This window comes from Streptomyces sp. NPDC048277 (assembly GCF_040652235.1).
In the GTDB taxonomy this organism is placed as follows: Bacteria; Actinomycetota; Actinomycetes; order Streptomycetales; family Streptomycetaceae; genus Streptomyces.
On sequence record NZ_JBEZLQ010000014.1, the window covers coordinates 215,444 to 236,231 of the forward strand.

Below are 20,788 nucleotides of genomic sequence, written 5' to 3' on the forward strand. Positions count from 1 at the left end.
CGCGCAGTTCCCCGCGCCCCTGAAGGGGCGCTCCAGCCCAGGCCACTTACAAAGCGCTCCAGTGGTACAGCGTCATCGCCACGCTCGTCGCCAGGTTGTAGCTGCTCACCTGGGGGCGCATCGGGAGCCGTAGGAGGTGGTCGGCCCTCGCTCGTAGCTCCGCCGACAGCCCCGTCCGCTCCGAGCCGAAGGCAAGGATCGCGTCGGGCGGGAGCTTTGTGGCCCGGATGTCCTCGCCCTCCGGGTCCAGCGCGAACAGCGGGCCCTGCGGCAGTTCGGCCACTGGCAGACGTTCCACCGCCGTCGCGAAGTGGAGCCCCGCTCCGCCTCGTACGACCGTCGGGTGCCAGGGGTCGAGCGTGCCGGTCGTGATCACTCCCGTCGCCCCGAAGCCCGCCGCCAGGCGGATCACCGCGCCCGCGTTGCCGAGGTTGCGGGGTTCGTCGAGGACCACGATCGGGGCCGTGCGCGGGACGCGGGCCAGCTCGCGGAGGTTGGCCTCGCGGGACGGCCGTACGGCCAGGGCGGCGACAGCCGTGGGGTGCGGGCGTGGGACCAGGGACGCGTACGTCTCCGGCGGCACCTCCGTCAGCAGCGCGGCCAGCGCCTCCCGTACGTCCGGCGCCAGCTCGTCCGCGAGGGCCAGGGCCGCCGTGCGGTCCGTCGTGACCGCCACCGGGACCTCCGCGCCGAAGCGCAGGGCGTGCTTGAGGGCGTGGAAGCCGTCGAGCAGGACGGCGGTGCCGGCCAGCCCCGCCCAGTGGTTCAGGGGGTCGGTCATGTCCCGAAGCCTACGCGGGGCTGGTCGTCGGCCTCCGGGGAGCGGGGTGAGGGCAGTACCGGATCCGGATCGGCCCGACGCAGGACGCGGCCGCGCCCGCGTGCCGCCCAGTGGCCGAGGCGGTGCAGGAAGGCCGTCGGCAGGAAGACCGAGTCCGCCGCGATCATGGCGAGGGAGAAGAAGGGCAGTCCGAGGACGACCGCGATCACCGCGTGCTCGGTCATCATCGCCGCCAGCAGCACGTTCTTGACCCGCCGGTTGAACAGCGTGAACGGGAAGGCGACCTGCACCATCACCGTCCCGTAGGTCACCAGCATCACCAGCGTGCCGTTGGCGGACAGCAGGTCGGCGAGGGCCGGCCAGGGCGAGAAGTAGTCCAGGTGGAGCGGGTAGTAGACGGCGGTGCCGTCCTGCCAGCGGGAGCCCTGGATCTTGTACCAGCCGGCGGTGGCGTAGATCAGACAGGCCTCGGCCATGATCACGAACAGGGCGCCGTTGTGCAGGATGTTCGCGATGACGTCCAGCAGGATCCGGGGCTCGGGCGTGCGTGCCCAGCGGCCCACCGCCCACCACAGGGCGACGCCCGCCCAGGTCGCGCAGACGAGGGACGGGACCAGCCAGCCGCCGCCGGTACGGCCGGTGAGGCCGGCCGCGGCCAGGAGGAGACCGGACACCGCCCACAAGGCAGGGCCCACCCGGTCGGGGGCGAGTATCTCGCCCCGCGCGCGTGCGGCGCTCGTGCGGGCGGCCCTGCGCGCGTCCAGGGACCACATCTGGCCGCAGCGCGTGAACACCAGGTAGAAGGACATCAGGTGCAGCACGTTGTCGCCGCCGTCGCCCACGAAGACGCTGCGGTTCTGCAGGGACAGCACGCCGACCATGAACAGCAGGGACATGGCGCGGGTGCGCCAGCCCAGCAGCAGCAGAGCGCTGGAGAGGACGGCCAGGGCGTAGAAGGTCTCGAAGAAGGCCTGGCCGTCGGAGGCCAGCAGGGCCGTGAAGGCGTGGTTGTCGGCGGTCAGCTGCTGGGCGAGGTCGAAGCTCCAGGGGGCGTGGGGGCCGTACAGCTCCTGGCGGTGCGGGTACTCGCGGAGCAGGAAGAGCAGCCAGGTGGCGGCGAAGCCGATGCGGACGACGGCGGTCTGGTACGGGCCGAACGCGGACCCGGTGACCCGGGCGATGGCCCGGGACAGGCACAGGGCGAAACGGCTCACCGCACACCCCCGTTCGCCTCGTCCGGTGTGACGGTCCACCAGGGCAGCACCCGGTAGACGGGTGTGTCGGAGACCTTCTCACCGCTCCAGTCGGGCGGGGGCACATTGGTGGTGCTGGAACGCACCTGGACCCGCTCGATGGTGCCCTTCTCGCTGGTCGCGTCCCCCTCGTACATGCGCATCACGACGATCCGGCGCAGGTACTGCTCGGACAGGGAGCCGCGCAGGCCGATGGGGCGGTTGTCGGTGCCGTGCGTGGTGACGAAGAAGTCCCAGGCCCGGCGCAGCTCGTTCTGCACGGTGTGGCTCGGCAGCAGACTGCCGTCGATGGCCTTGCCGTCCTGCGCCGACAGGTCGTTCCAGCCGGTGGTGGTCGTGGTGCCGTCCTGCGCCAGCACGTCGGCGCGCACCTGCACGGCGATGTTCTGCTGCAGCGGGTTCGGGGCGAAGAGCTTCCAGTTCTGCTCGAACTCCGGGTACACCCATTCCTCTATCGCCTTGCCGTGCTGCTTCGTCACCGTGTTCGCCGGCGCGAGGCTCAGGAACACCATCCCGAGGTGCACACAGGCGGCGACCGCGACCAGGGCCAGGGCGAGGGCCGCGCCGACCTGGTACCGGGGGGAGAGGGCGGCGACACCGGTGCGGGGCGCGGACGGCGGCGGGCCGACGGGCTCGGCGGGGTCACCGGTCCGCACCGGACGCGTCCCGCTCGCACCCTCCGGCCCCTCCGGCCCCTGCCGGGCGTCCGCGTCCTCGTCGTACGCGCCCTTGTCGTACGCGTCGTCCATTCCGCCCCGTTCCCCGATCCCGCCGCCTCGTCCGGACGGCCGGTCCGGGACCGGCCGGGGTGCCGCTGCCCGGCACTCGCACGGAACGGTACTCAGCACCGGCCACCGGGCGCAGCCCCGTGAGCGAGCCCGGCAGCGTGGCCATCGCCACTCCGAGCGGGCCCGGCGGCACCCCGGCGGAGCCTCCCCGTCCGGGTCGTCGCAGGTCGCACGGGCTCCACGGACCGCCTGCGGGCCCCGCCGGGGGCGGCCGAGGAGGGATTGAAAGGAGGGTCAGCCGCGGGCGTGCAGCATGCGGCGGATCAGGTCCGAGCGCTCCAGAAGGGTCTTGCGGACCACGGGGGCCGCGTCCTGGACCGCCTGCCGGGCCTTGTCGAGGTAAGCGGACTCGATGGCGTACGGCGGGAAGAGCAGGGAGGTGTAGACCATCGCCTGGATCATGCCGCCCTGGTCCAGCCGGGGAATCGTCTCCAGGTAGCGCTCGGCATAGGGGGCGAGCAGGGCGTCCTGGCCGGGGCGCCAGAAGGCCGTCAGCACGGGATTGACCGACCCGATGGGCACCGCGCGGTCCACGGCCAGCCGCTGCCAGACCTCCGCCTTCGCGGCGGCGTCGGGGAGCGCGGCACGCACGGTGAGGGCGCGGACCCAGGCGTCGGGGTCCGGGTCGCGTTCGAGGAGGGCGGCGGACTCGGCGGAGACGTCGCCGCCGAGTTCGGCCTCGCGGGCGAGGGCCCGCCAGTGCAGGTCGACGTCGTCGCCGGCCCGGTCGCGGAGCCAGGCGAGGTCGTCGGCGCCGGTCGCGGTGCGGGCGAGGCCCCGCAGGGCGACCTGGCGGCGGCCCGGGTCGGCGGCGAGCCGCCGGCAGACCGCGGCCACGGCCTCCGTCAGCGCGGGGCGTTCGGCGGGCGGGGCCCAGAGTTCGGCGATGGTGGTGACGAGGGTGAGGTAGGGCTCGATCACGGCGTCGGACGTCTCGGCCGCGAGGACCGCGGTGAGGCACTGTCCGGCCTCGGCCGCCGTGGCCTCGCCGGCCGTGAGCATGTCCCAGACGGTGGCGGCGGCCACACCCCGGGAGATGGCCGTGGGCAGCCGGGCCGCCGTGCGGAAGAGGGTGTCCCGGGTGGTGGGGTCCGGGCGGGTGGTGGCGAAGGTGAGGTCGCCGTCGTTGATCAGCAGGAGGTCGGCGGTGGCGGGGAGGCCGGTGACCGGGGTACGCGGTTCGGTCACCTCGACGCGGACCAGGGCGGCGCGTTCCAGGGCGTCGCCGTCGCGGTCGTACGCGCCGACCGCCAGGACCTGGGGGCGCGGGGTGCCGTCGGCGACCAGGGTGACGGTGTCGCCGTCGAGTTCCAGGGTGAAGCGGTCGGTGCCGGCGGTCTCCAGCCAGGCCTTCCGCCAGATGGCCAGATCGCGGCCACTGGCCTCGGCGAGGGCGTCGGTCAGGTCCTGGAGGGTGGTGGTGCCCCAGGCGTGCCGGGCGAAGTAGGCGGCCATGCCGGTACGGAAACGGTCCTCGCCGACGTAGGTCATCAGCTGCTGGAGGACGGAGGCGCCCTTGGGGTAGGTGATGTTGTCGAAGATCGACGCGGCCTGGGCGACGTCGTGGATGGGCTGGTGGATCGGGTGGGAGGCCGGACCCTGGTCGGAGAGGTACGCCTTGAGCTTGCCGTCGGCGAGGTGGCCCGCCCAGACGTCGGTGTAGCGGGTGGCGCTCTCGGCGGCCCAGTGGCAGGCGAACTCGGCGAAGGCCTCGTTCAGCCAGAGGTCGTCCCACCAGCGCATGGTGACGATGTTGCCGAACCACATGTGCGCCATCTCGTGCAGCAGCACGAGCGCGAGCCGCTCGCGCTCCGCATGCGTCGGCGTGGCCCGCCGCAGGAACGCGTCCGACCAGGTCACACAGCCGTAGTTCTCCATCGCGCCGCCGAACTCGGGCATGAACACCTGGTCGTACGTGCGCTGCGGGAACGGCATCGCGAAGGCCTCGGCGAAGAAGGCGAGGCCCTGGCGGGTGAGGGTGAAGATTTCGTCGGCGTCGCGTTCGAGGACCTCGGCGAGCGAGCGGCGGGCGTAGATGCCGAGGTCGTGGCCGTCGGCCTCGCGGCGGATCCCGTGGAAGGGCCCCGCGTTGACGACGGTGTTGTACACGGACAGCGGCGGGGTGTCCGGGAAGGTCCAGCGGCGGGCCCCGCCCTGCTCCTCGACGCGCGGGCCGCCGGAGTTGCTGAGGACGGTCCAGGCGGCCGGGGCGGTGACCGTGAAGGCGTGCGGGGCCTTGAGGTCGGGCTGGTCGAAGCAGGCCCAGACGAACCGGGCCTCGTCGGGTTCGAAGCTCGTCCAGACGTAGACCTCGCCGTCGGCGGGGTCGGTGGCCTTGTGCACGCCCTCGCCGGTGGTGGTGTCGGCCTGGACGCTCTCCACGCGCAGCACGTTGTGCGCGGCCAGGCCGGGCAGCGGGATACGGCCGTCGTCGGAGGGGGTGAGCGGGGTGCCGTTCAGGGTGGCGGCACGGACCTCGGCCGCGCAGTCGACGAAGGTCTCCGCGCCGGGCTCGTGGCAGGTGAACGTGACCGTGGAGACACAGCGGATCTCCGGTCCGTCGGGAAGGGCGGTGAGGTCGATGTCCACGTCGTAGCGCTCGACCGAGATCAGCGCGGACCGGTGTTCCGCCTCGGTACGAGTCAGGCTTCGGATCCCCATGGAGTCCTCCCTCGGGTGCCCGTCCCCCATTGGCGGACACACGGGCGCCAGCCTATGACGCGGGGAGCCGGTGATCGCAGCGGTTTTCGGTTCCCTTCTTCTAGAACCTGTTCTATCTTGACGGACCGTCAGATCACCGGATCCGCCGGGAGGACAGGACCGTGGACTTCACCTTCAGCGAGGAGCAGTTGGCGGCGACCGAGGCCGCACGGGGGGTGTTCGTCGGGGTGGCGCCGGACGCCGTGCCGAGCCCGGCGCTGACCACCGGTGCCGTGGCCGAGGGCTTCGACCGGGAGCTGTGGGACAGGCTGGCGGGCGCGGACCTGCTGAGCCTGCTGCTGGACGAGGAGTACGGCGGGGCCGGGCTCGACGCGATCGCGCTGTGCCTGGTGCTGCGGGAGTCGGCGAAGGTGCTGGCGCGGGTGCCGCTGCTGGAGAACAGCGCGGCCGTGGCGGCCGTACAGGCTTATGGGGCCGAGGAGTTGAGGGACCGGCTGCTGGCGCGGGCGGGGCGGGGCGAGCTGGTGCTGACCGTCGCCGCGAGCGGACGCACCGGGCACGACCCCGCGGAACTGGCGGTCACCGCCCGGCCGGACGGGGATGCCTGGGTGCTGGACGGGGTGCAGACGGCGGTGCCGTGGGCGTACGACGCCGATCTCGTCGTCGTACCGGCGCACACCGACGACGACCGGAGCGTGCTGGCGCTGGTGGCGCCGGGAGCGGACGGGGTCGCGCTCGCCGAGCAGGTGTCGACCAGCGGGGAACGCCTCGGTGAGCTGCGGCTGGAGTCGGCGCGGGTCGCGGGGCGGGACGTGGTGGTGGCGGAGGGGGCCTGGGAGTGGCTGCGGGAGCTGCTCGCCACGGGGACGTGTGCGACGGCGCTCGGGCTGGGCGAGCGGGTGCTGGGGTTGACCAGTCAGTACGCGGGGAAGCGGGAGCAGTTCGGGCATCCGATCGCCACGTTCCAGGCGGTGGCCGTGCAGGCAGCCGACCGGTACATCGATCTGCGGGCCATGGAGGCGACGTTGTGGCAGGCGGCCTGGCGGATCGCGGCGGGGGCGCCGGGGGCGTTGCCCCTGGCCGGGGATGTGGCCGTGGCGAAGATCTGGGCTGCCGAAGGGGTGCGGCGGGTGGTGCAGACGGCCCAGCATCTGCATGGGGGGTTCGGGGCCGACACGGAGTATGTGCTGCACCGGTATCACGCGTGGGCCAAGCAGGTTGAGCTGGCGCTCGGAGGGGCGGGGGCCTATGAGGAGGCGTTGGGGGACCTGCTGGCTGCGCATCCTCTGGGGTGACAGAGGAGAAGAGAAGAAAAAAAGGGGGGCGAGGGGTCGTACGAACGCTGCGGACCGTGAGTGGCTGGTCGCGCAGTTCCCCGCGCCCCTGACGGGGCGCTTCAGACCACGAAGCCCGGTTCGCCGCCCTCCGTTACAACCTCGCGGCCCGCTGCCTGCCAGACCTGCATGCCGCCGTCGACGTTCACCGCGTCGATGCCCTGCTGGACCAGGTACATCGTGACCTGGGCCGAGCGGCCGCCGGAGCGGCAGATGACGTGGACGCGGGCGTCCTGGGGGGCCGCCTCGGTGAACTCGCCGTAGCGGGCCACGAACTCGCTGATCGGGATGTGCAGGGCACCGGCGGCGTGGCCCGCCTGCCACTCGTCGTCCTCGCGGACGTCCAGCAGGAAGTCGCCGTCCTTGAGGTCCACGACCTCGACCGTGGGCACACGCGCTGCGAAGTTCATGTCTCCGACGCTACCCGACGGCTACTCCTGCATGAGCAGCGCGGCCAGCTCCGCCTCCCGCTCGGCGACGTCCTTGTAGAGCTTCTCGGCGATCTCGTCGAGGAGTCTGTCGGGGTCCTCGGGGGCCAGCCGGAGCAGGCCTGCGATGGGGCCGTCCTCCAGTTCCTTGGCGACGAGGGTGAGCAGTTCCTTGCGCTGGTCGAGCCATTCGAGGCGGGCGTAGAGCTCCTCGGCGCGGCTGGGCCTGCGCTCCGGCGGGACCGGACCGGCCGCCCACTCCTCCGCCAGTTCGCGCAGCAGGGCCTCGTCGCCGCGGGCGTAGGCCGCGTTGACCCGGCTGAGGAACTCCTCGCGCCGCTCCTGCTCGGCCCCCTCCTGCACCAGGTCGGGGTGGGCCTTGCGGGCCAGCTCGCGGTAGAGCCTGCGGGCCTCCTCGCTGGGCCGCACCCGCTGCGGGGGCCGTACCTCCTGCTCGGTGAGCATCGCGGCGGCCTCCGGGAACAGACCGTCGCCGTCCATCCAGCCGTGCAGCAGTTCCTCGACCCCGGGCATGGGCATGACCCGGGCCCGGGCCTCCTCGGCCGCGCGGATGTCCTCGGGGTCACCGGTGCGGGCGGCCTTCGCCTCGGCGATCCGCGCGTCCAGCTCTTCGAGGCGCAGATAGACGGGGCCGAGTTTCTGTTCGTGCAGGCGGGAGAAATTCTCGACCTCGACACGGAAGGTCTCGACCGCGATCTCGTACTCGATCAACGCCTGCTCGGCGGCCCGTACGGCCCGCTCCAGGCGTTCCTCGGGCCGCGGTGCCTGGGACTGCTCAGCTTCCGGGGTCGTCACCCGACCAGCCTAGGGCCTCTCGTCGTCGTCGGTGGCCGGGACCCACTCTGCGACCAGGTCCGTGCAGGCCACGACGAGCGTGCCGGGGCGGCAGGCCAGCTCGTGGGTGCAGCCGTCGGGGTGCGGGAGGATCTCGTCGAGGATCACCTCGCCGAGCGAGCCGAGGTCGCAGGCGCCCAGGACGTCCGACTGGAAGCGGGAGACGCCCGTGTAGCGGATGATCAGGTCCTCGTCGTGCTGGAAGCAGTTGTGGCGGAAGCGGATCTCGATGTCGGCGGGGGCCGTGCGGCGCATGTCCAGCGGACGCAGGTCCTTCACACAGCGACGGCCGCCGAACTCGTAGTGGCGGGGGTCGGTGGCGAAGGCGCGGGCGCCGGGCGGCAGACCGCCGGCGAGTTCCGGCAGCCGCGCCAGGTAGGGGCCGGCGTCGATGAGGACCGCGGCCTCGCCCTCGCCGATCTCGACGTACTTCACCTCGGCACCTCGTCTCCACGGACGTACGTCACCGGAGATCACACCCCGAGCTCCGCCGCGATCCGCCCCGCCCGCACCGCGGCCACCAGTTCCTCGTGGTCCGCCTCCGTGCGGTCGGCGTAGGTCACCGCGAACGCCGCTATCGCCTCGTCCAGCTCCTCGCTCTTGCCGCAGTAGCCGGCGATCAGGCGTGGATCGGCGCTGTGGGAGTGGGCGCGGGCCAGCAGGGCGCCGGTCATCCGGCCGTAGTCGTCGATCTGGTCGGGGGACAGGGCGGCCGGGTCGACGCTGCCCTTGCGGTTGCGGAACTGGCGGACCTGGAAGGGGCGGCCGGCCACCGTGGTCCAGCCGAGCAGGATGTCGCTGACCACCTGCATCCGCTTCTGGCCGAGGACCACCCGGCGGCCCTCGTGGTCGACGGCGGCCGCCTCGAAGCCGGCCGTCGCCAGGTGCGGGACGAGCGCGGACGGGCGGGCCTCCTTGACCTGGAGGATCAGCGGTTCGCCGCGGTGGTCGAGGAGCAGCACGACGTACGACCGGGTGCCGACGCTGCCGGTGCCGACGATGCGGAAGGCGACGTCGTGCGGGGTGTGCCGGGAGAGCAGCGGGTGGCGGTCCTCGGAGAGCGTGGTGACGTAGTGCTCCAGGGCCGCGGTGACCGCTTCCGCCTCCGCGTCCGGGACCCGGCGCAGCACCGGTGCGGCGTCGACGAAGCGGCGGCCGCCGTCCTCGGTGGGCTCGGTGGAGCGGGCCGCGAACCGGCCGCTGGTGTTGGCCCGGGCCTTCTCCGAGACCCGGCGCAGGGTGCCGATCATGTCGTGGGCGTCGGAGTGGGAGACCAGTTCCTCGTCCGCGATGGCGTTCCACGCGTCCAGCACCGGGAGCTTGGCCAGCAGGCGCATGGTGCGGCGGTAGGCGCCGGCCGCGTCGCCCGCCGCCTTGTGGCACATGTCCTCGTCGGCGCCCGCCTCCCGGCCGGCCAGCACCAGCGAGGCGGAGAGCCGCTTCAGGTCCCACTCCCAGGGGCCGGACACCGTCTCGTCGAAGTCGTTCAGGTCGATGACGAGGTCACCGCGCGGGCCGCCGTACAGGCCGAAGTTGGCCGCGTGGGCGTCGCCGCATATCTGGGTGGCGATCCTGGTCATCGGGGTGCGGGCCAGGTCGTGCGCCATCAGGCCGGCCGAGCCGCGCAGGAACGCGAACGGGCTCGCCGCCATCCTGCCGACCCGTATCGGGACGAGCTCCGGGATACGGTCCCGGTTGGACTCCTCGACCGCGCTCACCGCACCGGGACGGGAGCCGTCCAGGTCCAGGGCGTGATGGCTGCCGCGCGGTACCGCCGAACGCAGCGCCTTGCCCTCCTCCTTGGGAGAACTCTTCGGGGGCCACTGCGCAAAGCCCTTCGGCGAGGGCAGCGTGCGCGCCCCGGCCGTCGTCGGCTCTTCCAGTCCGGTCACGTCGACCGCCTCCCCCGTACTCCACGCACGCACACTCTCGAACATCAACTCGTGGAGACGGTACAGGTGGGGGCCGAAAGGCGTCAGACCCTGTGGATAACTTCGGGACGGTCCGGGCGAATTGGGGTTGAGACGGCTCACGGGTCGGGGCTTCACACCTGTCTTCACACCTGTATCGAGCCAATCCGGGCGCACCGGTCCGCCGCGGCACGTGCGACGACGACGGATGCGCACGGTCGCCCGGCGCACGGCGACACTCGGCCGTGCGGCACCCGGAGTGGCCGGATCACCGCATTCAGTGGCGACTTGTCGCGCAAAGTAATCCCACGAGGACGCGGCGGGTGACATCATCTCCGGTACTCGCTGCAGCCGACCCGTGACGGGCCTGCCGTGAGAGGGCTGGGCACACACGCCGAGGGGGAGCCCGGCTCACCTTCCGCTCGCCTGCGGCGGTCCTATCTGTCCATGCATGACTTGGGGCCGTTCATGACTTGGTACCACCACGGCTGGCTCACCGGTTACGCGTTACCGGCCCTGCTGAGCGCCGGTCTTGCGTGGGTCGGCCTGGTCCGCCACTCCGTCGGCAAGGGATGGCTGCTGGGCAGCTGGCGCTCTGCCGGCCTGACGCTTCTGGTCCTCGTCCTGACGGGTGCGGTCGGGGTCGCCGCCGGTCTGGCGCTTCCCCACCTGGCCAAGCTGCCGCCGGCGGCCGCGGGTCTGGCGACGGGTGTCACCGCCATGCCCCGCAAGAGGCAGGACGACACGACCCAGCCCTACGTCAAGTTCATGACGCTCGGCATCGCCTGGCTGAGGGAACGGCTCGAATACCGCATGCTTCTCGACGCGCACAGCTGGTGCGACCGGTTCCTGGACGGCTTCGAGAAGTCGACGCAGCTCCGCGTGTTCGTCCACGATCTGAGGAACTACCTGGTGGACCGGCATCCGGCGCTCACCAAAACGATCACGAACCTCTTCGACGCGGCCGACCGGGCCATGATCCACGCGCTGGAGGTGCAGACGAAGACGGACGAGGCCCGCCGTGACATCGACGGGTGGATGCGAAAGCCGACCGCCGAAGAGACCTATCAGTGCCGGAGCGCCGTCGGCGAAGCCCAGAACCGCTGCGGAGACCTCTTGTTCTGCGCCTACGTACACGGCCGCCGGACGGAACAGACCGCGCTCGAGGCACTGCGCGCCGCGGCGCTTCCCAGCGACGCCTTCCACAGTTCCGCGCTGCCCCCGCAACGACGACGGTTCGGCCTCCGCCGCAACCGCGCCCGGCGGTAGCCGTCAGCGAGGCCGCGGGCCCGCCGGCCCCGTGACTCGCTCAGCGATGCGAGGCGACACCGCTCTTGTGCAAGGACAGCGGCTCTCCGTTGCTCACGGACGGGCCCTGTGCGGTCTGCGGGAGACGGGGAGAAAACCTGATCTCTATGTCGGCCCCCAGCGCTTCCGCCACAGCGGCCAACGTGCGCATCGTCAGGTTCGAGTCCCCCGACATGATCTGGCTGACTCGGCCGGGGCTGACCCCCATGGCCTTGGCAAGGTCGGCGCGTGACGTGCCGAGCCCGGCCAGCAGGCCCGCGAGAGAGGCCGAAGCCTGCCGCGCCAGCTGGGCACCGGCTAACTCGACGTTGCTCTCACCACTAGCGAAGAAGCTCATCGTATGACCCCCAACTGAAGCCGCTGCAGCGGATGTTGCCGCTGCCTCAAGGATGCCACCTTTAGCTCTGGCTAAACAGTCGATTCCAGCGGAATCTCCGTGCACGACGACGCGAACCGTCCCGTAGAAAAGTCTGTGACCTGCGACTATGGACTTCCCGGACAACCGGTCCATGGCCGGTCGGACGTCACTCCAATGGGGGCGACGTGAGGGCAGGTGAGGGCTCTCCTCCCGTGAGATAGCTCACGGGCCGAGGCCCCTCACCTGCCCTTACCAAGCTGTGCGATGTCTCACAGCCGTCGGCCGACGAGAAACGGGCCCCTGCCGTGACTTCCGTCACCGGCAGAGACCCGTTCATCGGTATCTCTGTGCGCGAGGGGGGAGTTGAACCCCCACGCCCTTGCGGGCACTGGAACCTGAATCCAGCGCGTCTGCCTATTCCGCCACCCGCGCATTGGGTGTGTCCTCCGGTTCCGGCCCCGTTTCCTGCGGGCTGGCCCCTTCCGACATCCAGAACACTAGCACGTGGGACAGGGTGGGTTCACATCCCATTTCCCCGGGCAGCGCTCACCTGAAGCCCGCGTACCGGGCAGTCTGCGTTCTCGTATCAACCTCGTACCGGTCCGGCCCATCTGTCCAGGAGACGGATCGGGTCCACAGTCGGGTGCGGGACACTGGTCGTAGGCCACCTCTACGATCCTGTGCAGAAGACTCGCGGATCCTTGACAGGAGAAGCGTGCGGAGGAGTTCGAAGAGGGGCCGCTCGGGGAACCGGCTGATTGCCGGGCGCGTAGATACGATCAGTGAGCAGTAGCGGAAGAAGCAGCAGTACGGGCAAGGCGACAGAGGAGGTGCCCTGTGGGAGTCCTGAAGAAGTTCGAGCAGCGTCTCGAAGGTCTGGTCAACGGCACCTTCGCCAAGGTGTTCAAGTCCGAGGTCCAGCCCGTGGAGATCGCCGGCGCACTGCAGCGTGAGTGCGACAACAACGCGACCATCTGGAACCGCGACCGGACCGTCGTACCCAATGACTTCATCGTGGAACTGAGCGCCCCCGACTTCGAGCGGCTCAGCCCCTACTCCGGGCAGCTCGGCGACGAGCTCGCCGGGATGGTCCGCGACTACGCCAAGCAGCAGCGCTACACCTTCATGGGGCCGATCAAGGTCAACCTGGAGAAGGCCGAGGACCTCGACACCGGCCTGTACCGGGTGCGCAGCCGCACGCTCGCCTCCTCGAGCAACCAGCAGGCCGCGGAGCGCGCCCCGGCCGGCGGCGCCCCGCAGCGCCCGGGCGGCTACGGCTACCCGCAGTCGGGTCCCGCCGCCCCGCCGATGCCGAGCGCACCGCCGCCCGGCGCCCCGCAGCGCCCCGGTGGCTACGGCTACCCGCAGCCTGCGCAGCCCGCCGGCCAGCGGCCCGCCGGTCCCTCCGGGCCCGTCGGCGCCCCGGCGCCCGGCTCCCGTACCCGCTACTGGATCGAGATCAACGGCACCCGCCATCAGATCTCCCGCGCGACGCTCGTGCTGGGCCGCAGCACCGAGGCCGACGTGCGGATCGACGACCCCGGCGTCTCCCGCCGGCACTGCGAGATCCGGACCGGAACGCCCTCGACGATCCAGGATCTCGGGTCCACCAACGGCATCGTGGTGGACGGGCAGCACACCACCCGCGCTACGCTCCGCGACGGCTCGCGGATCGTCGTGGGCAGCACCACCATCATTTACCGGCAAGCCGAAGGGTGAAGCGGGGGCAATGTCAGAGCTGACCCTCACGGTCATGCGGCTGGGTTTCCTGGCCGTACTGTGGCTGTTCGTGATCGTGGCCGTGCAGGTCATCCGCAGCGACCTGTTCGGTACGCGCGTCACCCAGCGCGGATCGCGTAGGGAAGAAGGACGCCGGCAGCAGCCCGCCGCCCGGCAGCAGGCCGCGCCTCCGCAGCAGCGCGCCCAGCAGCCCGCGGGCGGCGGCCGGCGGCGCAACGCCCCCAGCAAGCTGGTCGTGAGCGAGGGCACCCTGACCGGGACGACGGTCGCGCTCCAGGGGCAGACCATCACGCTCGGCCGTGCGCACGACTCCACGATCGTGCTGGACGACGACTACGCCTCCAGCCGCCATGCCAGGATCTACCCGGACCGCGACGGCCAGTGGATCGTCGAGGACCTCGGGTCGACGAACGGCACGTACCTGGACCGGTCCCGGCTGACGACTCCCACACCGATCCCGCTGGGCGCACCGATCCGCATCGGCAAAACCGTCATCGAGCTGCGGAAGTAGTGCTACATCATGAGTAGGCGCGAGCGGAGCGAGCACGCAGCGGCGGACCGGACGCCGGTCCTTTGCGCGCTCCCGACCGGAGGGTGGGCACCGTGCGGATGTACCCGGAGCCGACGGGCGAGGTGCGCATGAGTCTGTCACTGCGCTTCGCCGCCGGATCGCACAAAGGCATGATCCGCGAGGGCAACGAGGACTCCGGTTACGCCGGTCCCCGCCTGCTCGCCATCGCCGACGGCATGGGCGGCCAGGCCGCCGGTGAGGTCGCCTCCTCCGAGGTGATCTCCACGCTGGTCACGCTCGACGACGACGTGCCGGGCTCCGACATCCTCACCTCCCTCGGCCACGCCGTGCAGCGGGCCAACGACCAGCTGCGTTCCATGGTCGAGGAGGACCCGCAGCTGGAGGGCATGGGGACCACCCTCACCGCCCTGCTGTGGACCGGGCAGCGGCTCGGTCTCGTGCACGTCGGCGACTCGCGCGCGTATCTCCTCCGTGACGGTGTGCTCACACAGATCACCCAGGACCACACCTGGGTGCAGCGGCTCGTCGACGAGGGCCGGATCACCGAAGAGGAAGCCACGACCCATCCGCAGCGCGCGCTCCTCATGCGCGCGCTCGGCAGCGGTGAACACGTCGAGCCCGACCTCTCGATCCGCGAGGTCCGCGCGGGTGACCGTTATCTCATCTGCTCCGACGGGCTCTCCGGCGTCGTCTCCCACCAGACCCTGGAGGAGACCCTCGCCAGCTACCAGGGCCCGCAGGAGACCGTGCAGGAGCTGATCCAGCTCGCACTGCGCGGCGGCGGCCCCGACAACATCACGGTCATCATCGCGGACGTCCTCGACCTGGACACCGGCGACACCCTCGCCGGCCAGTTCTCCGACACCCCGGTGGTGGTCGGCGCCGTCGCCGAGAACCAGCACCACCTGCACGACAACGGCTTCATGCAGACCCCGGCAGGACGGGCCGCGAACCTCGGCCGCCAGGTCCCCGGCCAGGGCGGGGGCGGCGAGTTCGGCCCGCCCGGCTCCGGCGACACCACCGGCTATGTCCCGGCCGGCAGCTTCGGCGACTACACCGACGACGACTTCGTGAAGCCCCGCAAGGGGCGGAAGTGGCTGAAGAGAACCTTCTACAGCGTGCTCGCCCTCGCCGTCATCGGCGGGGGCCTGTACGGCGGCTGGCGCTGGACGCAGACGCAGTACTACGTCGGCGCCAACGGCGAGCACATCGCGCTGTACCAGGGCATCAGCCAGGACCTGGCCTGGGTGTCGTTGTCGAAGGTGGAGAAGGACCACCCCGAGATCGAACTCAAGTACCTGCCGGCGTACCAGCAGAAGCAGGTCAAGGCCACCATCGCCGAGGGCGGTCTCGACGACGCCCAGTCGAAGGTCCAGGAGCTGGCCGTGCAGGCCTCGGCCTGCAAGAAGGAGTCGGAGCGCGCCGCGGCCGAGTCCAAGACCAACTCCAAGACGGGCCAGGGCGAGGCTGGAGGCACCACGGGAACCACCAAGACCTCTCTCACGTCCAAGGCATCGCCCAAACCGTCGAACTCGGCGTCCTCCACGGCGTCACCGTCCCCGTCCCCCTCAGCGACCCCCAGCCCCGGCCCCACCCTCTCGGAGGATGAGCAGAAGGTCGTCTCGCTGTGCGGTAAGCAGTAGTAGGCAAGCCGTGAGAGGCCCCGTCACACGATGAGCAGTACTACCAACACGTCGACGAACCACACGTCCACGATCGGCTCCATCGGCACGCCGAGCCGGCGCAACACCGAGCTCGCGCTCCTGGTGTTCGCCGTCGCCATCCCGGTGTTCGCCTACGCCAACGTGGGCCTGGCCATCAACGACAAGGTCCCCGCCGGGCTGCTGAGCTACGGCCTGGGCCTGGGCCTCATGGCCGGCATCGCCCATCTCGGCGTGCGGAAGTTCGCCGCCTACGCCGACCCGCTGCTGCTGCCCCTGGCCACACTGCTCAACGGCCTGGGGCTGGTGGTCATCTGGCGCCTCGACCAGTCGAAGCTGCTGCAGTCGCTGCCGAACTACTTCCAGGCCGCGCCCCGCCAGCTGCTGTACACCGCGCTGGGCATCGGCATGTTCGTCGTCGTACTGATCTTCCTCAAGGACCACCGCGTCCTGCAGCGCTACACCTACATCTCGATGTTCGGCGCGCTGGTGCTGCTCATCCTGCCGCTGGTGCCGGGCCTCGGCGCCAACATCTACGGCGCCAAGATCTGGATCCGGGTCCCGGGCCTGGGCTCGCTGCAGCCCGGTGAGTTCGCGAAGATCGCCCTGGCGATCTTCTTCGCCGGGTACCTGATGGTGAAGCGCGACGCACTGGCCCTGGCCAGCCGCCGCTTCATGGGCCTGTACCTGCCGCGCGGCCGCGACCTCGGTCCGATCCTGGTCGTCTGGCTGATGTCGATCCTGATCCTGGTGTTCGAGACCGACCTCGGCACCTCGCTGCTGTTCTTCGGAATGTTCGTCATCATGCTGTACGTCGCCACCGAGCGGACCAGCTGGATCGTCTTCGGTCTGCTGATGTCCGCGGTCGGCGCCGTCGGCGTGGCGAGCTTCGAGCCGCACGTCCAGCAGCGCGTCCAGGCCTGGATGAACCCGCTGCACGAGTACAAGCTCAGCCAGCAGGGCGTCGTCGGCCACTCCGAGCAGTCCATGCAGGCGCTGTGGGCCTTCGGTTCCGGCGGCACCCTCGGCACCGGCCTCGGCCAGGGCCACTCCGACCTCATCCGGTTCGCCGCCAACTCCGACTTCATCCTCGCCACCTTCGGCGAGGAGCTGGGCCTGGCCGGCATCATGGCGATCCTGCTGATCTACGGCCTGATCGTGGAGCGCGGCGTGCGTACCGCCCTCGCCGCCCGCGACCCCTTCGGCAAGCTGCTCGCGGTCGGCCTGTCCGGCGCCTTCGCCCTGCAGGTCTTCGTCGTCGCCGGCGGTGTCATGGGGCTCATCCCGCTGACCGGTATGACCATGCCGTTCATGGCGTACGGAGGTTCCTCCGTGCTGGCCAACTGGGCGTTGATCGGCATCCTCATCAGAATCAGCGACACCGCGCGCCGCCCGGCGCCCGCCCCCGCCAGCAACCCCGACGCCGAGATGACCCAGGTGGTCCGCCCGTCATGAACAAGCCCCTGCGCCGGATCGCGCTCTTCTGCGGCCTGCTGGTCCTCACGCTCCTCCTGCGTGACAACTGGCTTCAGTACGTCAAGGCCGACAGCCTGAAGAACGACACGTTGAACCGCCGGGTCACGATCGCCCGCTACTCCACCCCGCGCGGCGACATCATCGTCGACGGCAACCCGATCACCGGCTCCACGACGTCCAGCTCCTCGGGTCTCAACGACCTGAAGTACAAGCGCACCTACAAGAACGGCCCGATGTGGGCGCCGGTCACCGGGTTCGCCTCGCAGGCCTTCGGCGCCAACCTGATGGAGTCCGTCGAGGACGGCATCCTCACCGGCAACGACGACCGGCTCTTCTTCCGCAACACCCTCGACATGATCACGGGCAAGCAGAAGTCGGGCGGCAACGTCGTCACCACCCTCAACGCGGCCGCCCAGAGCGCCGCCTACAACGGGCTGAAGTCGCAGGGCGGCAAGGGCGCGGTGGTCGCCCTGGAGCCCTCCACGGGCAAGATCCTGGCCCTCGCCTCCTACCCGTCGTACGACCCCTCGGTCTTCGCGGGCGCCTCGGACAACGACGCGAAGGCCTGGAAGAACCTGCAGAAGAAATACAACCCGAACGACCCGATGCTGAACCGGGCGCTGCGCGAGACCTACCCGCCGGGCTCCACCTTCAAGGTGGTCACCGCCGCGGCCGCGCTGGAGAACGGGCTGTACAAGGACGCCGACTCGGCCACCGACTCGCCGCTGCCCTACGTCATGCCGGGCACCACGACCGAGCTGAAGAACGAGGGCAGCATCCCCTGCAAGAACGCGACCATGCGGATCGCGCTGCGGTACTCCTGCAACACCGTCTTCGGCAAGATCGGCGCCGACCTCGGCAACGAGAAGATGCTGGCCGAGGCCAAGAAGTTCGGCTTCGACGCCGAGCAGTTCACCCCGGTCCGCTCCAGCGCCTCGGTCTTCTCCGACAACATGAACCAGTCGCAGACCGCGCTGTCCTCGATCGGCCAGTACAACACCGCCGCGACCCCGCTCCAGATGGCCATGGTCGCCTCGGCGGTCGCCAACGACGGCAAGCTTATGAAGCCGTACATGATCGACAAGCTGCAGTCGTCGAACCTCGACACGATCTCGCAGACCGACCCCGAGGAGATGAGCCAGCCGCTCTCCTCCTCCAACGCCCAGATCCTCCAGTCCATGATGGAGACGGTCGTCAAGGACGGCACGGGCAAGAACGCGCAGATCAACGGCATCACCGTCGGTGGCAAGACCGGTACCGCCCAGCACGGTGTGGAGAACAGCGAGAACCCCTACGCCTGGTTCATCTCGTACGCCAAGCTCCCCGACGGCAGCAAGCCGGTCGCGGTCGCCGTGGTGATCGAGGACGACCAGGCCAACCGTGACGACATCTCCGGCGGCGGCCTCGCGGCCCCGATCGCGAAGAGCGTGATGGAGGCGGTCATCAACTCCAAGAAGTGACCCCGCTCACGTTCCCTTCACATCGGTGCACGTTGCGATACCGGTCCTGTATCGGGTTACGGGCTTGGCCAGGTCACACAAACACAGCCGGGTACGGTAGGCCCGGACGGCAGCCTCCGACCGCACACCCGTGCCGGTCGGGACCGACGGAGAGGGCTGGTAGGTAGCTATGGAAGAGCCGCGTCGCCTCGGCGGCCGGTACGAGCTGGGCCACGTGCTCGGCCGTGGTGGCATGGCGGAGGTCTACCTCGCGCATGACACCCGGCTCGGCCGCGCGGTGGCGGTGAAGACGCTGCGCGTGGACCTCGCGCGTGATCCGTCCTTCCAGGCCCGGTTCCGCCGGGAGGCCCAGTCGGCCGCCTCGCTCAACCATCCCGCGATCGTCGCGGTCTACGACACGGGCGAGGACTACATCGACGGGGTCTCGATCCCGTACATCGTCATGGAGTACGTGGAGGGCTCGACACTGCGCGAGCTGCTCCACTCCGGCCGCAAGCTCCTGCCGGAGCGCGCGATGGAGATGACCATCGGCATCCTTCAGGGCCTGGAGTACGCGCACCGCAGCGGCATCGTCCACCGGGACATCAAGCCGGCGAACGTCATGCTGACGCGCAACGGCCAGGTCAAGGTGATGGACTTCGGCATCGCCCGCGCCATGGGCGACTCCGGCATGACCATGACCCAGACGGCAGCGGTGATCGGCACCGCCCAGTACCTCTCCCCGGAGCAGGCGAAGGGCGAGCAGGTCGACGCACGCTCGGACCTGTACTCGACGGGTTGCCTCCTCTACGAGCTGCTGACGGTACGCCCGCCGTTCGTGGGCGACTCCCCGGTCGCCGTCGCGTACCAGCACGTCCGCGAGGAACCGCAGCCCCCGTCGGTGTTCGACCCCGAGATCACCCCGGAGATGGACGCGATCGTCCTCCGGGCCCTGGTCAAGGACCCGAACTACCGGTACCAGTCGGCCGACGAGATGCGCGCCGACATCGAGGCGTGCCTGGACGGCCAGCCGGTCGCGGCCACGGCCGCCATGGGCTCGGTCGGCTACGGCGGCTACCCGGACGACCATGCGACCACGGCGCTGCGCGCGGACGCCGGTGCGACCACCATGCTGCCGCCCATGAACCCGGACGACGGTGGCTTCGGCTACGACGACCGCCCGGACCGCCGCCGCCAGCAGAAGAAGCGCAACACCTCGACGATCCTGCTCGTGGTCGCCGGCATCCTGGTGTTGGCGGGCTCGGTCCTGATCGGGAAATGGGTGGTCAGCGGCCACGGCGGGGACAAACCGTTCCCTGTCCCGACCTTCGTCGGCCAGACCTACTCGGACGCGCAGAAGATGGCCGACAACTCCGGTCTGAAACTGGGGACACCGACCAGGAAGGCCTGCGCCAGCCAGCCGAAGGGCAGCGTCTGCTCGCAGGACCCGACCGTTGGGTCCAACGTCAACAAGGGCGACACGATCAACCTGGTGGTGTCGACCGGGGCGCCGAAGGTGGTCGTACCCAGCGTCGTCGGCCAGAACGTCGACGACGCCACGACGACGCTCGAGGGCGACAAGTACAAGTTCGTCGTCAAGACGAAGCAGAAGACGTCCGCGGAAACCGCGGGCACGGTCCTGGAGCAGGATCCGGTCCTCGGCACCGAGGTGGAAAAGGGCTCGACCATCACCCTCACGGTGGCCAAGGCCGAGGAGAAGTCCACGGTCCCGGACGTCACCGGCAAGTCCTGTGACGACGCCAAGGCCCAGATGACGGCCAACAACCTGGTCGGCAACTGCACCGAGGTCGACACCTCGGACTCCAACCTGGTCGGCAAGGCCGTCTCGACCGACCCGCAGGCGGGTCAGCAGGTCGACAAGAACTCCACGGTGAACATCCAGATCGGCAAGGCCCAGCAGCAGACGGCCGTGCCGAGCGTGGTGGGCCAGACCGTGAAGCAGGCCAAGCAGACCCTGCAGGCGGCCGGCTTCACCAACATCCAGTTCAACGGCGACTCCAGCGACAACGCGTTCGTCACCAACCAGGACCCGTCCGCCAACACCGGCGTCAACGACCCCGGCAGCACGCAGATCACCCTCACCACGGTGAGCTTCGGCAACAGCAACAACAACGGCGGCAACAACGGCGGTACCAACGTCTTCGGCGGTACCAGCGGCTGACGTTCCGCGGCCAGTTCCGCGCCCAGTGACGAAGGGGCCCCTGCCGGTGATTCCCGGCAGGGGCCCCTTCGCCGTGTCCGGG

At 70.4% G+C, this 20,788-nt stretch carries 17 protein-coding genes and 1 tRNA gene; 8 read left to right on the forward strand and 10 right to left on the reverse strand.

The genetic code is table 11. The features are described 5' to 3' along the window. Positions 1-46: 46 nt before the first annotated feature. From AB0D85_RS29155 to pepN, 4 genes are all read right to left on the reverse strand, one after another. Entirely contained in the window at positions 47-781 is a 735-nt protein-coding gene (locus AB0D85_RS29155) for a TrmH family RNA methyltransferase (protein WP_362326419.1), read from the reverse strand. Then, positions 778-1,995, reverse strand: a complete 1,218-nt coding sequence (locus AB0D85_RS29160) for an HTTM domain-containing protein (RefSeq protein WP_362326422.1) — start codon at positions 1,993-1,995, stop codon at positions 778-780. Before AB0D85_RS29160 ends, AB0D85_RS29155 begins: the two co-directional genes overlap by 4 nt. Beyond that, the gene (locus tag AB0D85_RS29165; protein WP_362326425.1) at positions 1,992-2,783 is read right to left on the reverse strand and encodes a DUF5819 family protein; all 792 of its coding nucleotides are present in this window, start codon (positions 2,781-2,783) and stop codon (positions 1,992-1,994) included. The genes AB0D85_RS29160 and AB0D85_RS29165 overlap by 4 nt, the downstream gene beginning before the upstream one ends. 273 nt (positions 2,784-3,056) lie before the next feature. Further along, positions 3,057-5,483, reverse strand: a complete 2,427-nt coding sequence (gene pepN / locus AB0D85_RS29170) for an aminopeptidase N (RefSeq protein ID WP_362326428.1) — start codon at positions 5,481-5,483, stop codon at positions 3,057-3,059. Between the two features lie 161 nt (positions 5,484-5,644). Here pepN and AB0D85_RS29175 point away from each other — a divergent pair, with 161 nt between their 5' ends. Next, the gene (locus AB0D85_RS29175) at positions 5,645-6,778 is read left to right on the forward strand and encodes an acyl-CoA dehydrogenase family protein (protein WP_362326431.1); all 1,134 of its coding nucleotides are present in this window, start codon (positions 5,645-5,647) and stop codon (positions 6,776-6,778) included. Positions 6,779-6,879: 101 nt separating this feature from the next. On the opposite strand, the gene AB0D85_RS29180 is transcribed toward AB0D85_RS29175, so the two are convergent. Genes AB0D85_RS29180 through AB0D85_RS29195 form a run of 4 tightly spaced genes read right to left on the reverse strand, consistent with a single transcriptional unit; the run spans position 6,880 to position 10,037 of the window. Next, positions 6,880-7,209: a rhodanese-like domain-containing protein gene (locus AB0D85_RS29180; RefSeq protein ID WP_362326714.1), complete on the reverse strand. Its 330-nt coding sequence runs from the start codon at positions 7,207-7,209 to the stop codon at positions 6,880-6,882. A 39-nt stretch (positions 7,210-7,248) separates the two neighbouring features. Then, positions 7,249-8,061 (reverse strand): hypothetical protein, encoded by an 813-nt coding sequence (locus tag AB0D85_RS29185; protein ID WP_362326434.1) that lies wholly within the window; start codon positions 8,059-8,061, stop codon positions 7,249-7,251. 9 nt (positions 8,062-8,070) lie between these two features. Further along, positions 8,071-8,535 carry a hypothetical protein gene (locus AB0D85_RS29190; RefSeq protein WP_362326436.1) on the reverse strand — a complete coding sequence of 155 codons (465 nt, stop codon included), beginning with the start codon at positions 8,533-8,535 and terminating at the stop codon, positions 8,071-8,073. A 38-nt stretch (positions 8,536-8,573) separates the two neighbouring features. Next, positions 8,574-10,037, reverse strand: coding sequence for a DUF2252 domain-containing protein (locus AB0D85_RS29195; protein WP_362326439.1), 1,464 nt, complete (start codon positions 10,035-10,037; stop codon positions 8,574-8,576). 441 nt (positions 10,038-10,478) lie between these two features. Here AB0D85_RS29195 and AB0D85_RS29200 point away from each other — a divergent pair, with 441 nt between their 5' ends. Further along, entirely contained in the window at positions 10,479-11,279 is an 801-nt protein-coding gene (locus AB0D85_RS29200) for a hypothetical protein (protein WP_362326442.1), read from the forward strand. Positions 11,280-11,319: 40 nt separating this feature from the next. Here AB0D85_RS29200 and AB0D85_RS29205 read toward each other — a convergent pair whose 3' ends face one another. Both AB0D85_RS29205 and AB0D85_RS29210 read right to left on the reverse strand, forming a co-directional pair. Then, positions 11,320-11,655: a helix-turn-helix transcriptional regulator gene (locus AB0D85_RS29205; RefSeq protein WP_362326445.1), complete on the reverse strand. Its 336-nt coding sequence runs from the start codon at positions 11,653-11,655 to the stop codon at positions 11,320-11,322. Between the two features lie 369 nt (positions 11,656-12,024). Continuing rightward, positions 12,025-12,108 (reverse strand) — tRNA-Leu (locus tag AB0D85_RS29210). Between the two features lie 405 nt (positions 12,109-12,513). Here AB0D85_RS29210 and AB0D85_RS29215 point away from each other — a divergent pair. The 6 genes from AB0D85_RS29215 (at position 12,514) to pknB (ending at position 20,706) form a co-directional block, all read left to right on the forward strand. Next, positions 12,514-13,395 carry a DUF3662 and FHA domain-containing protein gene (locus tag AB0D85_RS29215; protein ID WP_362326448.1) on the forward strand — a complete coding sequence of 294 codons (882 nt, stop codon included), beginning with the start codon at positions 12,514-12,516 and terminating at the stop codon, positions 13,393-13,395. A 10-nt stretch (positions 13,396-13,405) separates the two neighbouring features. Continuing rightward, positions 13,406-13,927: an FHA domain-containing protein gene (locus AB0D85_RS29220; RefSeq protein ID WP_362326451.1), complete on the forward strand. Its 522-nt coding sequence runs from the start codon at positions 13,406-13,408 to the stop codon at positions 13,925-13,927. 98 nt (positions 13,928-14,025) lie between these two features. Then, positions 14,026-15,591, forward strand: coding sequence for a Stp1/IreP family PP2C-type Ser/Thr phosphatase (locus AB0D85_RS29225; protein ID WP_362326717.1), 1,566 nt, complete (start codon positions 14,026-14,028; stop codon positions 15,589-15,591). A 30-nt stretch (positions 15,592-15,621) separates the two neighbouring features. Next, entirely contained in the window at positions 15,622-17,064 is a 1,443-nt protein-coding gene (locus AB0D85_RS29230) for an FtsW/RodA/SpoVE family cell cycle protein (RefSeq protein WP_362326454.1), read from the forward strand. After that, complete coding sequence (locus AB0D85_RS29235; RefSeq protein WP_362326457.1) at positions 17,061-18,545, forward strand: penicillin-binding protein 2; 1,485 nt, start codon at positions 17,061-17,063, stop codon at positions 18,543-18,545. The genes AB0D85_RS29230 and AB0D85_RS29235 overlap by 4 nt, the downstream gene beginning before the upstream one ends. A gap of 169 nt (positions 18,546-18,714) precedes the next feature. Continuing rightward, positions 18,715-20,706 (forward strand): Stk1 family PASTA domain-containing Ser/Thr kinase, encoded by a 1,992-nt coding sequence (gene pknB / locus AB0D85_RS29240; RefSeq protein WP_362326460.1) that lies wholly within the window; start codon positions 18,715-18,717, stop codon positions 20,704-20,706. The last annotated feature ends 82 nt before the right edge of the window (positions 20,707-20,788 follow it).